We start from the raw sequence: 14,623 nt of genomic DNA, 5'->3' as shown, positions 1-14,623 counted from the left end.
AATTTGTAAAAATCAATGATAAAAGAAAAGCAACAAGTATACTTGTTGCTTTCCGGTGAAGATATTTTAATTAAAGCTTAAGCTTGCTCCAATTCAGAGAATTGTTTAAAGTCTATTTGCTTATCGTTAAGCGTAACTACACTTTTCAAATAATCCAAAACCTTAAGGGCCTTAGTTTCTTCGAAAATGCGGTTAGCGTTTTCTTTATTCTGCATAAACTGTACAGCGTACTGTGCCAATTGCTCTTCGCTTATCGGCTGCGGGCTATACATCCTGAACTGTGCATCCAACTGACGTTTAGCTTGTTCAAAAACGTCTTTATATTCAACCTTAATGTCGTTGGCAGCGATCAATTTGTTTGTGATCAGCGTCCATTTAAGATTCTTCGCAAAGTCGTCATAACCACCGGCTAATTCTTCGTCAGTTAATTTCTCATTTGTCGCTTTCAACCAACGTTTCAAAAACTCGTCGGGCAGTTCAAATTTGATCTTCTCAAGGCTGTAATTGTAAAGATCATTCTGCAATTTACGGTCAGCATCCTGAACCATCATCGCTTCAAGTTCCTCTTTAATCTTAGCCCTGAATTGCTCTTCTGTGGTAACGTCAGTTCCTTCACCAAATATTTTTTCAAAGAACGCCTGATCAAGGTCACTTTCGTCTAAACGGTTAACATTTTTAACAGTTAAGCGGAAATTCGATTTCAGTTGCGCTGCTTCTTCTTCATCGATCTTAAACAACCCCGCAATTTTAGCTGCGTCATTGTTATAAGCCTTCTGAATGTCAAACTCAACTACATCGTCCTTTTTAAGTCCGATAAGCGAAGCCTTAATATCTTTATCCTGGATATTTTCTAAACGGATAGAAACAGTTTGCTTTATACCGTCTTCAAAAACAGCACCATCCGGAGAAAGTTGCTGCATTTCGCCATAAAGTACGTCGCCGTCTGCCGATACGTCAGGGTTTGTCATTTTACCATAGCTGCGGCGCAGGTTTTTGATACGCGACGCTAACGTTTCGTCATCAACGCTGATCTTGTAATAATCGATCTTATCTTTAGAATTGAAATCAACGTCGATCTCAGGGGCCAGGCCAACTTCATAAGTAAAATTAAAGTTGTCATTGAAATCCCAGTTGTATTGGGTATCCTCTTCCAGTTTAGGCAATGGCTGGCCAAGTACTTCTAACTTTTCGTCGTTAATGTAATTGTTCAGCGTGTCTGATAACAAGTTGTTGATCTCATCTACAAGGATGTTTTTGCCATACATGCGTTTAACGTGCGCAGGCGGAACCATACCCGGGCGGAAGCCTGGGATCTTAGCTTTTTTTGCTTGCTCTTTTATTGCTTTATCAACGCGTGGCTGGTAATCTTCAGGGTTTAAATTAATGGATATAACCGCATTAAGCTTGCCTGTTTTTTCCTGTGAGATGTTCATTTACTGTCTTTTAAATTTTAACATAAATACCGGCATATCATTTACGCCGATTTTTAGAGGTGCAAAAATACGGATTTTTTTTTAAGACCTGATGCTGCTTTTGCAGGCACCTAAACTATTAAACCTTTTGTGCGTTGTAAAAGCAGATTTAACCCGATGAAAAAGTTTATACACAATACAGCGCTAATGATCTCGCTGATAGCGGTTGTAACCTCATGCGGCATGCGCAGAAATAACAGCAGGCAAATTGCAGAAAAAGACAACCGCCCGGCAGGTACGGTAAATGCGCCCGATTCTACCCGGACAAGCAATAGCCTAAGCGTCTACCCGGATGCGAACCCGATAACTATCCCGAACCCAAATCCTAACCCGCCATCGCCAAACCCGCCAATGTAGGTTATCCCACTACACTTTTGAATTCGGGCGATTGCCGCTTTTTGCTGGCCTGCTCATAGGCATATGCTAACCCAATCAAAGAAGGTTCACTGTAAGCTGTGCCAAAGAAAGACAGGCCCATCGGCAAACCTAAACGGTAACCCATGGGTACGGTTATGTGCGGGTATCCCGCCATAGCGGCGGGACCTGAGAACGAAAAGCCGGTGCCATAATCGTTATTTACCAGATCTATACACCCGGCGAAACCGCTGGTTGGGCCGATTATCGCGTCCAGTTTATTTTCCTTTAACATGGTATCTATGAAGCCCTGCACCATAGTTGTCACTTTGGCTAAAGCTTCCAAATATTCTTTGCTGTCTAATCCGCCGCGGGCTTCAGATGCCTCAAGCGTCTCTTGCTTAAAGTATGGCATAGTTGCAGCCGCATTAGCTTTGTTAAAAGCGATCACATCCGCAAGCGTTTTCATTTTAGAATTGGCCGTTGCCAGGTATCTATTCACGCCTTCCTTAAACTCATATTGCAACACTGTGGTTTCGGCGTTACCTATCTGCCTTATCTGCTTAACCAGTTCAACCTCAACAATGGCAGCACCTTTGCTTTTCAACAAGTCAAGGGCTTCATTTAAAAATGCCACCATTGCCGCGTTACCCTGCAAGGCTGCCTTCTCAACGCCCAGCCTTTTGCCTTGAAGCGCGTCAGCATTGAGAAACTTCGTGTAATCTTTCAAAGCTTTACCTTTTACTTTAAGCGTGGCCTCATCTGCCGCGTCTTCGCCGGTTAAGGCGCCAAGCAAAATGGCAGCGTCTGTAACGTTACGGGCCATTGGCCCGGCTGTGTCCTGCGTTTTTGAAATCGGAATAATACCTGTGCGGCTCCACAAGCCTACGGTGGGTTTAATGCCCACCAAGCCGTTATTTGACGCAGGAGATACGATAGAGCCGTTTGTTTCTGTGCCGATCGCAATAGCGCAAAAATTGGCAGAAGCTGCCGCGCCCGATCCTGAGCTTGACCCGCTTGGTTGACGGTCTAATACATTCGGGTTTTTGGTTTGTCCGCCACGGCTGCTCCAGCCGCTGGTAGAATGGTCTGACCTGAAGTTTGCCCACTCGCTAAGATTGGTTTTACCTAAGATAACCGCCCCCGCTTCGCGAAGCAGTTTTACAATGTGCGCGTCGTAACTGGCATAATTATCCCCCAAAGCCAAAGCTCCGGCAGAAGTTACCATACCGTCGCCTGTGGTGATGTTATCCTTTATCAAAACAGGTATACCGTGCATTGGCCCCCTCAACTTTCCTGCCGCGCGTTCCTTATCTCTTTCCGCCGCTATCGTTAAGGCTTTTTTATTTAACTCGATCACCGCGTTTATGACCGGGCCTTTTTTGTCCATGGCATCAATCCGCTTCAGATACATTTCGCAGATCTTTTTTGATGTGTATTTGCCGGACTGCATCATTTGCTGCAATTGCGGAATAGTAACTTCGTTAAGTTCGAAGTTGTCTTTTAAGACAGGTTCTTCAGCCATCACACTGCCGGCCCTGGCATCAGTGGCTGATAATAATGTGCCGAGGCTTAAAGACGCTATCGAGCCGGTTTTAAGGAAGTTTCTGCGTTGCATACGGTAAGGATTGAAAGTGCCTCAATTTAAAAATTGCCGTCAATTTATTTTGTAACTATCTTATGGGTAAAGCAAATATTGCAAACGCATTTTTTTGTACTCACTTAATCCCGGTTCCCAGCTTTTTCTAATTTCGGCTTCGCTCATACCGGCTTCTACTTGCTTTTGAAACTGGTCTGTACCCATGCGCGCTTCTATCCTGCCCATTGCCTTACTTTGGGTGGCGTCAAAAAATTTAGCTTTATCGGGGTACGCGCTGTACAGGTCTATCATCCATTTAATATCTATCTTACCCGAAGCCCATAGTTTCTTTGCGTCGTAATTGCGCAGGTCAAGTCCGTAACAATCCTGATCCTGATGTAAAGGCGCTTCTGACATGCCCTGGATGCTAACAGGCTTAAAGCTGAAGTCATACTTGCCTTTTAGCAGTGGCGCACCTAATACAGTGAACGGCATGTAAGTGCCCCTACCCTGGCTAATGATCGTCCCTTCGAAGGGGCAAAGCGACGGGTAAAGCAGTATAGATTGCTGAGTATTTAAATTCGGCGACGGGTGTACAGGCAGCTCATAATACATGGCGTGGCTGTAATTCTTTACCTTGATGATCTTTAGCTTGCACTGCTCTTTGTTAGCCAGCCAGCCTTGTCCGTTAATCATTTGGGCAAATTCGCCTATGGTTAAGCCATGGGTGATGGGAATTGGAAACATGCCGATACCCGATTTGAATTTCATATCCAGAACCGGTCCGTCGATATAAGCGTTAGGGTTTGGCCTGTCCAGGATCAATAGTTCCTTTCCGTTCTCGGCGCAGGCTTCCATCACCCGTGCTAAAACATTTATGTTGGTATAAAAGCGGCAGCCTACGTCCTGCAGATCAAAGATCATCAGGTCAATTTTGTCCATGTCTTCTTTGGTGGGCTTGTTTTTTTTGCCGTACAAAGAAATAACCGGGATGCCTGTCTTATCGTCTGTTTCGTCGCTCACCGCAGCGCCGTTACTGGCATTGCCCCTAAAGCCATGCTCGGGACCAAAAATCGCGACAATGCTCACCCCTACAGATTGCAGGCTGTCAACGCTCGAGCGTTTGCCTATTATAGAAGTTTGGTTGACCAGCATGCCGATTCGTTTGCCCTTTAGATATGGCAGATACAACGACGTTTGGTCGGCACCGGTAATGATCGCGTCTTTTTTTTCGGCTTGGACTGCTCCGGTGATTAGAAACAAGTTCAGTAGTAACACTAATGCTTTTTTCATGCTTAGATTATTATAGGTTGGCTGTTATGGTTAAGCGATAGGCAAACAGGCAAATTTTCACTTAAAAACTAATTGCTTATCTTCACCGCCCGAAATATACTTTACAAATATGAAATTGTTAGAAGGAAAAACCGCATTGGTTACCGGCGCTTCAAAAGGCATAGGCCGCATGATAGCGCAAAAGTTTGCAGAGCACGGCGCTAACGTAGCGTTTACTTACCTATCGTCTGTAGAAAAAGGTCAGGCGTTAGAGCAAGAGTTGCAAGCTTATGGCACCAAAGTTAAAGGTTACCGTTCTGACGCTTCTAAATTTGATGAAGCAGAAAAATTGATCAATGATATTGTTGCCGATTTTGGCGCCTTAAATATTGTGGTAAATAACGCGGGCATCACGAAAGACAACCTGCTGATGCGCATGACCGAAGAGGCTTGGGATGATGTTTTGACTACCAACTTAAAGTCGATCTTTAACGTTACCAAAGCCGCTTCAAAAATAATGATGAAAGCCCGCGAAGGCGTGTTCATCAACATCAGTTCTGTGGTTGGCGTTAACGGTAATGCAGGCCAGGCCAATTATGCAGCCTCAAAAGCAGGTATTATTGGTTTTTCAAAATCTGTGGCTAAGGAATTGGGTTCGCGAAACATCCGGACCAACGTGGTTGCGCCGGGCTTTATCCGCACCGAAATGACCGATGTGCTTGACCCGAAAGTGGTTGAGGGCTGGACAGCAGGCATACCATTGAAACGCGGCGGCGAAACTACAGAAGTTGCTGATGTATGCGTTTTCCTTGCATCAGACATGGCATCATACATTACCGGGCAGGTGCTCGGTGTTGACGGCGGGATGTAAATATTGACGATAGACCGTGGACGATCGTCAATAGCAGAAAACAGCTGTCTTGCTGATTTGGCTAAGCATTTACTTTAAAGAATTACAAACAAGGTTCTTCACGTTTGGCGATTACTATCTGTCTAGAGGACAACTTTTAATCATCAGGTACGTATACGGTGTTATGCCTAAAAATATCACGCTAGAAATATGCGCCAGCTCTGCTATGTCTGCCCTTGCGGCTCAGCAAGGTGGTGCCCAACGTGTAGAACTTTGCGAGAACCTTGTACAGGCGGGCACTACACCGTCTTACGGGCAAATAGCCATTGCCCGCAAACTCCTTGACATCAAATTGTATGTACTGATCCGTCCGCGCTCGGGCGACTTTCTTTACAGTGATGATGAATTTGACATCATGATTGCCGATGTTCAGAATTGCGTTAATCTGGGCTGCGATGGCATAGTGACCGGCATTTTAAACCGGGACGGCAGCATTGATAAAAAACGATCGGGACGATTGGTAGATATGGCCCGTGATGCAGGGCTAGGTGCGACTTTTCATCGCGCATTTGATGTTTGCAGCAACTACTCACAAGCCCTGGAAGATATTATAGATCTTGGCTTTGAGCGCGTGCTTACATCGGGCGGGCAGATAACGGCTATTGAAGGGATGTCGACCATTAACCATCTGGTGAAACAGTCGGCAGGCCGCATTGGCATTATGGCAGGCAGCGGGGTTAATGCGCATAACGTTGCCGACCTGATACGTATTACCGGTGTAACCGAAGTTCATACTTCGGCGCGGAAGCAAGTAAGTTCTGCTATGGCATATCACAACAACCACATTACTATGGGTAACCATAAAAATGACCTTTATGGGTATGACCAAACAGATGCGTCTGCAGTAGCTGAAGTACTTAAAGCCGCCCGAGTTTAGAAGATCGAAACCGGCACCACCACTTCGAAACGGTTATTGCCGCGACTGCCTAAATCTTGGTCCAGCAATCTTACATACCTTAAGCCGATGGTGAACGGCAACTCATTAAACAACTTGGTATCGAAAAACAATTCTGCTCCGGTCGAACGGAAATCACCATTATAAACCGTACCGTTAGTGTAATAATCTTGTGCGCGGGTATAATCATAAAATATATTTCCGCGCAGGCGAAGCAGGTAGATGAGGTTGCCAAACCCTGCGTCGGGATAAACGATCGGGAAATGATAGTTGGCTGCTATCTTATCCATTTGGTGTAAATTGTAAACGGTATAGCCTCTGGAAAAAGGAAAATTGTTGGCATAATTAATCACCGAGTTTTGGCTGTTCAACTGATGAGCCGCCCCTATCACTAAATTATGGTTTGCCCAAAAACCCGGGAAATAAAAGTTACCAGTTGCCAGGAACTGGAAGGACGTGGCGTCTATTATGCCTTTTTTAAAGCTTAGGCTAATGTTCTGTGCAAAATGCGGGTAGATGTTCTGAACAGCTTGCTGAATACTGTTGCTAAAACTAAGGTAATTGCTCAGATAAGTATAAGAGGCATCCCTAAACCGCGACCTGAATGCCTCCTGAAAGCTCGTCTTATCATATACAATGTTACTGCCTATGGTAAGGTTTGTGCTATGCCCGGCGCTGCCAAGATTTAAGGGCACTGCCAGCCCGCCATGAACCTGGTACTCGTTATAGTAAATATTCTCGCCGCGGAAAAAGCTGCGGCGATCATACACCGCATCTGCGCCACCGGTGATGTAAGGAAATAAACCTCCATAAGTAGCATTATAGCCAACCTCTTTATAACCTTCGTTGCGATTGTAGGTGCCGTAAATTGATGAGCGGAAAGTGTTGAGCACGTTTTCTCCTTCAAGAGATAAAGTATAATTGGGGTCGGAGAAATCAGGTATCAGGCTATGAAAATTAAAGAAGTTGTGCAGCTTGCTGTACTTTGTTATAGGCAAAGGTTGCGGCTGAACTTTAGCCAGCAGATCTGCAGAGGAATCGCTTTTTAGATTTGTTATGCCATAGTCTTGCAGAGAACCCGTAAAGCCGTTCGCGACTGGCAACATTTTCAGTTGGCTATGTTTGGTAGTATGCAGTTGATAACCATAGGCAGTGAAACTTACCCATGCTAACTTATTGTCACTTATCGTTGGCTGATAATTGCCGATAGCATTCAGCAAGGTATCGTTCTGCAAAAGAAACAACTTTTTATCCGGAATGGATAAGGCATCTAAACGGTCGTTCTTACCCGCAGTAGCCGTGAAATATACCGTGTCTTTGTAAATATGTGTAAACCCAACCGGGGCGATATCAGGCTTTGTTAATTCTGATATTTTACCCGTGGCAATGTCAACCAAAGCAATGGACATTTTGCCATTGGTGTAGCGTATCGCAGATACGATTTTATCTTGCCCGTAAAACTTAGGATAGGTAAAGAAAACGTTTTCAGGATTATTTACCTGCTGCACCACCTTTCCATTAATTGCGTCGAGAATATGTAACTGATATCTACCGTTTGCCGCGACAGCTACTGCCACAACGCGGCTGCCATCGTTGCTAAACGCGGGTGAAAAGTATCTTGTATGGTGCGTAATTTTACGTTCTTCGCCGGTTGATATGTTTACCACTTTCAAGTCATTATACTCTTGGTTGCTCCAGCGAACATCAGGCTGGTAAGATGAGTAAATGATCTTGCCTTTAGCGTAATCAAAATATTTGTCGAGCGAAATATCACGCACGGCAATTCGCTTTTCCAGGCCGTTTCTATTGATCACGAACGCCGGCCTGTTTCTGTAGGTCGACTTCATATACAATATCGTGCTATCGTCAACAATCGCGGGGTATTCTACGTCTGCTATAAAGTGTTGGTTAGATTTGAACCCGGGACCACCTGTTTTATTATCACCCACTATTTCTTTTTTAAAATGATCCAACGCCTCACTCCTGAACTGCTTAAAGCTAATACCAGCATGCTTTTTGAGGGCGCCCTGAAAAGGATAGAAAAGTGTTTTGTATGCAGCAGCATCGTGCGTTACGTCTCGCCAAAAGCTGCTGCCATATTTTTCCCGGCCGTAGGCAGTTAACATATATCCAAGGGGGTACCAGTCCGGCACATAATCTACGAACGACCCATTACGCAGCTTCATCCAGCTATAGTCCTTACCCGCTTCCCAAATGCCGCGGAAACCGTTGAAGAACCAGGGCAACCGTCCCCGGCCCTGGTTGCTTACCAGCGTTTCGTTGTAGACTGCGTCGCCTTCATAAAACCAATCGGGAATGGCTGCCGTGTTACCCAGTTCCTGGCCGCTTTCGCCAAAAAGAATATGCAATACCCGCGAAAGACCAACATCAAACGCATTATTCTGCTGTACATGCCTAAACTCATGAATGGCCAGCTGTTGGTAAAACGGCAAACTGCCCAATGCAAACGAATTTTGCGTTGGCGTTAAGTAAAACTCACTCTTAAATGGCGCCAGTTGCACATAGCCATTGGATGCTAAAGTTTGGTTTTGCAGCAATATGCTTATCTGTCGTTGCTTTGTGCTAATAGTAGGGCGCACGGCGCCGTTCATCCTGCTGATGATATACGCGACGTTCAATCCAACAGAATCCATCCCCTTTGGAAATATAATCCTCGCGGCAGGTATGTTTACCTGATTCCATTTTACAGATGGCGGGTTACCACCAAACTGCGCGCGGCTTACGAAGCCAATTGAAAGCAGCAGTGGTATGAAAAGAAGCGAACGCCCGAACATGCCGTAAAGTAATTAAATAATGCCAAACCAAACGTGGCAATGACACGGCATATTTTTAAACTAATTACATTTGCCGTTTAATATCACAGATATTTCATGGCTAAAGTTTCTATAAACCTTGCTACCGGCTCTTTGCAAAAAGAGGATATCATTGCCGGTATCGACCTGGGTACCACCAATTCACTTATCGCTTTTATCAACCCCGATAAACAACCTGCCGTTATTAATGATCTGGGCAAGGGGGTACTGGTGCCGTCTGTGATCCACTTTTCGCCAAACGGCGATGTGGTGGTTGGTAACGAAGCTAAAGAGTTCCTAACCACAGACCCTGCAAATACCATTTTCTCTGTAAAACGCCTGCTTGGCCGTTCCTACAAAGACATCGAAAATTACCGCGATTTCTTTTCTTACAAGGTTATAGATGATGATAGCGAAAGCCTGGTGAAGATAAAGGCAGGCGATAAATACTACACGCCCATCGAGCTTTCCGCGCTGATATTGAAAGAACTGAAAGCACGTGCAGAGCATGCGCTAAAAACGCCCGTAAACCGCGCGGTCATTACCGTGCCTGCTTATTTCAATGATTCGCAACGCCAGGCCACACGCGACGCAGGTAAACTCGCCGGGCTTGATGTTTTACGTATTGTAAATGAGCCTACCGCCGCCAGCCTGGCCTATGGCATTGGCCTTGATCCCGAAGAAACAAAAACCGTTGCAGTGTACGACCTTGGCGGCGGAACATTCGATGTTTCCATTCTCCAAATTCAGAACGGTATTTTTGAGGTATTGTCTACAAACGGGAATACCTTTTTGGGTGGCGACGACTTCGACCGCGCAATTGTTGATTACTGGATAGAAGGAAACAAAATAGACCGGGCTACACTGGCTAATGACGGCGCTCTAATGCAGCAATTGCGTTTAAAGGCAGAGGAAGCTAAAAAAGCTTTTTCAAAGCAGCATTTGTTTAATGAACAGATCGGTGATATTTTTTGCAGCATTAACAGAACTATTTTTGAAGAACTGATATCTGCTAAAGTCGATGAAACTATTGATGCTTGCCGCAACGCTTTAATGGACGCCAACCTTACGGTAAAAGATATTGATGAGGTGATCATGGTAGGCGGCTCTACCCGCACGGCGGTGGTTAAAAAGCGTGTTGCCGAATTTTTTGAACGGCCGGTTCATGATGATGTTAACCCTGATGAGGTTGTGGCCTTGGGTGCTGCCCTGCAGGCAGATATCCTGGCAGGTAACCGCCGCGACATTTTGCTGCTGGATGTTACCCCGCTTTCTTTAGGTATCGAAACTATGGGCGGACTAATGGATGTGATCATCCCGCGTAATTCTAAGGTGCCAACAAAAGCCGGCAGGCAATATACTACATCAGTTGATGGCCAGGTGAATATGAAGATCACCGTTTACCAGGGCGAACGCGATTTGGTGAAAGAGAACCGCAAACTGGCGGAGTTCGACCTGAAAGGAATTCCTGCTATGCCGGCCGGTTTGCCTAAAGTGGATATAAACTTTTTGCTTAACGCTGATGGTATTTTAAAAGTACAGGCTGTAGAACTACGCTCTGGCACCAAACAGGAGGTAGAAGTAAAACCGACTTACGGCATAACAGACGACCAGGTTGAACAGATGCTAATGGACAGCATCACCCACGCAAAGGATGATGTAAACAGCCGTATGGTTATTGAAGCCCGCACCGAGGGCGAACAAATGGTGTACACAGCCAACCGCTTCATCGAAAAGAACCGGGATTATCTATCAGTAGCAGAAATAGCCGAAACTACCACATTCATAAAAGCTTTACAGGAAGCATTAACTACACAAGATAAGGACCTTATTCATACTAAAATTGATGCCCTTAACGATTATACCCGCCCCTTTGCAGAGCGTGTGATGGATATGGCTATCGGCCAGGCGATGAAGGGGAAGAGTATAGAGTAACACAACAACATTCAAAGCAAATGTCATGCTGAGGCTCTCGAAGCACAATTGCTTTGAATATCGTATTCCCCCGCACCAATGCTTCGTGATGTCATGGTGAGCCTGTCGAACCACCAGCATGACACCTTGTTTTAGTCTCTTACCGCTGCATCAACCTGGCTACGTACTTACCAATAATATCAAACTCCAGGTTTACGGTGTCGCCTGCCTTAATGTTATGCAGGTTGGTATGCTCATAGGTATAAGGGATTATCGCTACAGAAAATGAGTTGGCTTGCGAATTGACCACCGTCAGGCTGATACCGTTTACACAAATAGAGCCTTTCTCCACCGTAATATTACCAATAGCTGCGTCATACTCAAATGTATAGCTCCAGCTTCCGTCTAATTCTTCAACGTTCTTACAGATAGCCGTCTGATCAACATGCCCCTGAACGATGTGTCCGTCCAGTCGGGCATTCATTTGCATACAACGTTCCAGGTTTAACTCATCGCCGATAGCGATGCTGCCCAGGTTAGTTTTATTCAGCGTTTCTTCAATAGCGGTAACGGTATGCAAACCATCCGCAATGGCCACTACGGTTAGGCAAACCCCGTTATGTGCGACAGACTGGTCTATCTTCAGATCGTCAAGCCTCGATTCAACTGTGATGTGCAGATTGCCTTGGTCCTTATAAAGGTCTGTCACAGTGCCAAGGGTTTCAATTATTCCGGTAAACATGGGGCAAAGCTAAAGAATTTCGAATATCGAATTTCCAATCTCGAATCTTGAGCAAACTTAAATTGCTTATAAATGATTATTAGATTGACCGACAACATCGAAATTAAACATCCGATATCTAAATGAAGCAAAGCGCCGGAATATTAGTCTATCGACATGAGCATAAAGAACTTCAGGTTTTCCTGGTGCATCCCGGCGGACCGTTTTGGGCGAAAAAGGATAATGGCGCCTGGTCTGTGCCAAAGGGCGAATTTTTAAGTGACGAGGATCCGCTTGCTGCTGCCAAACGCGAATTTAAAGAAGAAACCGGTCAGCCTATTAATGGCGAATTTAAGCAACTAACGCCCGTAAGATTAGCGAGCGGCAAGATCGTGCATTGCTGGGCAGTTGAAGGCGATGTTGATGCGGATAACATTGTCAGCAATGTTTTTGACATCGAATGGCCGCCGCGCTCCGGTAAAAAGATCTCCATTCCGGAAGTTGACCGTGCCGAATGGTTTGATATGGAAACTGCTAAATTAAAAATCAATAAAGCACAGGTAGGGTTTATAGTTGAGCTGATCAGTTTCTTGAATGAGATTTAATGTTACTTTTCTTGGCCGTCAAGAAAAGTAACCAAAAGAACTCGCGGCTGCACCCTGCGCTACAATGTTTCTGCTGTTTTCAAATGTCGTATTTACGGCGCAGACTGATGCCGCATTTTTCGGCATTGTAAAGTCAGTGCCAACATTGATCCGTCTTGGAACGTTAGCGCGCAGCTTCGGTGATAAATTGCTGAAGGCACCAGGCATGAAACTTTCGCCAAGGCACCCAACTCAACGTAGCAATTTTGTTCCAACGAATGACGCTTGGATACAGCAAAAAATAGATGTGCTTGACAAAAAGAGCGGGGGCCTCGGCAGAAAAGGCGAGCCAGCGTTGGCGTGAATGTCGTTTTAGCTTTTTCGGGCCGTAACCGAAAAAGCGTTAAGAAACGGCAGAGCGGGTTGAAGCGTTTTTCTGCCTTGATTTTTTGGTTACTTTTTCATCTAAGGAAAAAGTAACGAGCCTTTAGCGGCGAATGAGCACTATAAATATTCTCTCCTATTCCTAACCCAACCCGATGCAACTTTTTGCTGGTTTAATGTTGCAGTTAATATTGGTTTTGCAGCGAGCAATTTCTCCATCACAACCGCAGCTATCAGTTCTTCATCATCATTGCGTTCAACTAACTTTTCCGGAGTAAAATATTTCTTTACAAAATGGGTATCAAACTTACCCGATCTGAAAGCTTCATGCTGCATTACAAACTTGCCAAAGCCCAGGGTGGTAGTTATTCCGGTGATCTGGTATTCATCTATCGCGCGGATCATTCGCTCTATTGCCTCTGCCCTGTCGCTGCCATAGGTGATCAATTTGGCTATCATCGGGTCATAATAAATAGGGACTTCCATTCCCTGCTCAAAGCCATCGTCCACACGCACTCCTGGGCCTTGCGGCGCCTTGTAAGTTTGTAGTGTGCCAATATCGGGCAGGAAATTATTGGCGGGGTCTTCTGCATAAACGCGCAGTTCCATGGCGTGGCCGGTAATGCTTAATTCATCTTGTTTAAAGCTAAGCGCCTCGCCGCGCGCAACTTTTATTTGCTCTTTTACCAGGTCAAGACCGGTTATGAGCTCAGTAACAGGATGTTCCACCTGTAAACGGGTATTCATCTCCAGGAAGTAAAAGTTAAGATCATCATCCATGATAAACTCAACCGTTCCTGCTCCGGTGTAATTAACGGAACGGGCGACATCAACCGCGCATCGACCCATTTCGGCGCGAATGGCGGGGGTTAGTACAGATGACGGCGCTTCCTCTACTACTTTCTGATGCCGTCGCTGTACAGAGCAGTCGCGCTCAAAAAGGTGAACGATGTTACCATGCGTATCACCCAAAACCTGTATCTCTATATGCCTTGGCGAAGACACATAACGCTCGATAAATACAGAGCCATCGCCGAATGCCGAGGTTGCTTCTGACACGGCCAGCTGCATCTGCTCTTCAAAATCTGCAGGGGCATCTACAATGCGCATCCCTTTGCCCCCGCCGCCCGCTGCCGCTTTGATCAGTATCGGGAAGCCCACTTCAATCGCCCGTGTCTTTGCTTCGGCAACATCTGTAATGGCTTCTTCAGTACCCGGCACCATCGGGATATTGTATTTCAACGCAGCTGCTTTTGCAGATAGTTTATTACCCATGATCTCCATCGCCTCGGGCGAAGGGCCTATAAGAATAAGCCCTGCCTCGCGCACCATTTGTGCGAACGCCGCATTTTCTGATAGGAAACCATAGCCGGGGTGGATGCCTTCTGCACCTGTTTGGCGGCAGGCGTCAATGATCTTTTCGCCCACCAGGTAAGACTGGTTTGCAGGTGCTTCGCCAATAAAAACGGCTTCGTCCGCATAACGTACGTGCGGCGCAGTACGGTCGGCAGCCGAATAAACGGCTACAGTTTTGATTCCCATTTCGCGCGCCGAGCGCATTACCCTTATGGCGATCTCGCCGCGGTTAGCTACCAGAATTTTTTGCATACAGTTTCAAATATAAGATTTGAGAATCAAGAGCCAAGACTAAGAATCAAGATACAAGAACCAAGAGACAAGAAAGAGACGCAGGAATAAAGAGCCAGGAATAAAGAGCCAGGAATT

The 14,623-nt window shown here is 45.6% G+C and carries 12 protein-coding genes; 6 read left to right on the top strand and 6 right to left on the bottom strand.

Annotated elements, in window-relative coordinates:
* Positions 1 to 77: 77 nt before the first annotated feature.
* Positions 78 to 1,433, bottom strand: a complete 1,356-nt coding sequence (gene tig, locus GO620_RS04110; RefSeq protein ID WP_157526536.1) for a trigger factor — start codon at positions 1,431 to 1,433, stop codon at positions 78 to 80.
* A 156-nt stretch (positions 1,434 to 1,589) separates the two neighbouring features.
* Here tig and GO620_RS04105 point away from each other — a divergent pair, with 156 nt between their 5' ends.
* Positions 1,590 to 1,829 (top strand): hypothetical protein, encoded by a 240-nt coding sequence (locus GO620_RS04105; protein WP_157526535.1) that lies wholly within the window; start codon positions 1,590 to 1,592, stop codon positions 1,827 to 1,829.
* A 1-nt stretch (position 1,830) separates the two neighbouring features.
* Here the strand turns inward: GO620_RS04105 and GO620_RS04100 are convergent, their stop codons facing one another.
* Positions 1,831 to 3,444 carry an amidase gene (locus tag GO620_RS04100; RefSeq protein ID WP_157526534.1) on the bottom strand — a complete coding sequence of 538 codons (1,614 nt, stop codon included), beginning with the start codon at positions 3,442 to 3,444 and terminating at the stop codon, positions 1,831 to 1,833.
* 60 nt (positions 3,445 to 3,504) lie between these two features.
* A complete protein-coding gene (locus GO620_RS04095; RefSeq protein WP_157526533.1) occupies positions 3,505 to 4,698 on the bottom strand; it encodes an exo-beta-N-acetylmuramidase NamZ family protein in 1,194 nt (397 codons plus the stop codon).
* 109 nt (positions 4,699 to 4,807) lie between these two features.
* On the opposite strand from GO620_RS04095, the gene fabG reads away from it, so the two are divergent.
* Together fabG and GO620_RS04085 are read left to right on the top strand one after the other, a co-directional pair.
* Positions 4,808 to 5,548 (top strand): 3-oxoacyl-[acyl-carrier-protein] reductase, encoded by a 741-nt coding sequence (gene fabG, locus GO620_RS04090; RefSeq protein ID WP_157526532.1) that lies wholly within the window; start codon positions 4,808 to 4,810, stop codon positions 5,546 to 5,548.
* 163 nt (positions 5,549 to 5,711) lie between these two features.
* On the top strand, positions 5,712 to 6,464 hold the full coding sequence (locus GO620_RS04085) for a copper homeostasis protein CutC (RefSeq protein ID WP_157526531.1): 753 nt from the start codon (positions 5,712 to 5,714) through the stop codon (positions 6,462 to 6,464).
* On the opposite strand, the gene GO620_RS04080 is transcribed toward GO620_RS04085, so the two are convergent.
* Positions 6,461 to 9,277 carry a TolB family protein gene (locus tag GO620_RS04080; RefSeq protein WP_157526530.1) on the bottom strand — a complete coding sequence of 939 codons (2,817 nt, stop codon included), beginning with the start codon at positions 9,275 to 9,277 and terminating at the stop codon, positions 6,461 to 6,463. The genes GO620_RS04085 and GO620_RS04080 overlap by 4 nt on opposite strands.
* Before the next feature lie 96 nt (positions 9,278 to 9,373).
* Here GO620_RS04080 and hscA point away from each other — a divergent pair, with 96 nt between their 5' ends.
* Complete coding sequence (gene hscA / locus GO620_RS04075) at positions 9,374 to 11,230, top strand: Fe-S protein assembly chaperone HscA (protein WP_157526529.1); 1,857 nt, start codon at positions 9,374 to 9,376, stop codon at positions 11,228 to 11,230.
* 139 nt (positions 11,231 to 11,369) lie between these two features.
* On the opposite strand, the gene GO620_RS04070 is transcribed toward hscA, so the two are convergent.
* Positions 11,370 to 11,951, bottom strand: coding sequence for a riboflavin synthase (locus GO620_RS04070; RefSeq protein WP_157526528.1), 582 nt, complete (start codon positions 11,949 to 11,951; stop codon positions 11,370 to 11,372).
* A gap of 122 nt (positions 11,952 to 12,073) precedes the next feature.
* Between GO620_RS04070 and GO620_RS04065 the strand changes: the two genes are divergently transcribed.
* Positions 12,074 to 12,535 (top strand): NUDIX domain-containing protein, encoded by a 462-nt coding sequence (locus GO620_RS04065; protein ID WP_157526527.1) that lies wholly within the window; start codon positions 12,074 to 12,076, stop codon positions 12,533 to 12,535.
* Between the two features lie 64 nt (positions 12,536 to 12,599).
* Complete coding sequence (locus tag GO620_RS04060) at positions 12,600 to 12,878, top strand: hypothetical protein (RefSeq protein ID WP_157526526.1); 279 nt, start codon at positions 12,600 to 12,602, stop codon at positions 12,876 to 12,878.
* Between the two features lie 140 nt (positions 12,879 to 13,018).
* On the opposite strand, the gene accC is transcribed toward GO620_RS04060, so the two are convergent.
* Positions 13,019 to 14,506: an acetyl-CoA carboxylase biotin carboxylase subunit gene (gene accC, locus GO620_RS04055; protein ID WP_157526525.1), complete on the bottom strand. Its 1,488-nt coding sequence runs from the start codon at positions 14,504 to 14,506 to the stop codon at positions 13,019 to 13,021.
* Positions 14,507 to 14,623 lie beyond the last annotated feature (117 nt).

Source organism: Mucilaginibacter ginkgonis (assembly GCF_009754905.2).
GTDB lineage: Bacteria > Bacteroidota > Bacteroidia > Sphingobacteriales > Sphingobacteriaceae > Mucilaginibacter > Mucilaginibacter ginkgonis.
The sequence above is the reverse complement of the archived record's forward strand: the minus strand, read 5'-3'. Positions and strand labels throughout refer to the sequence as shown.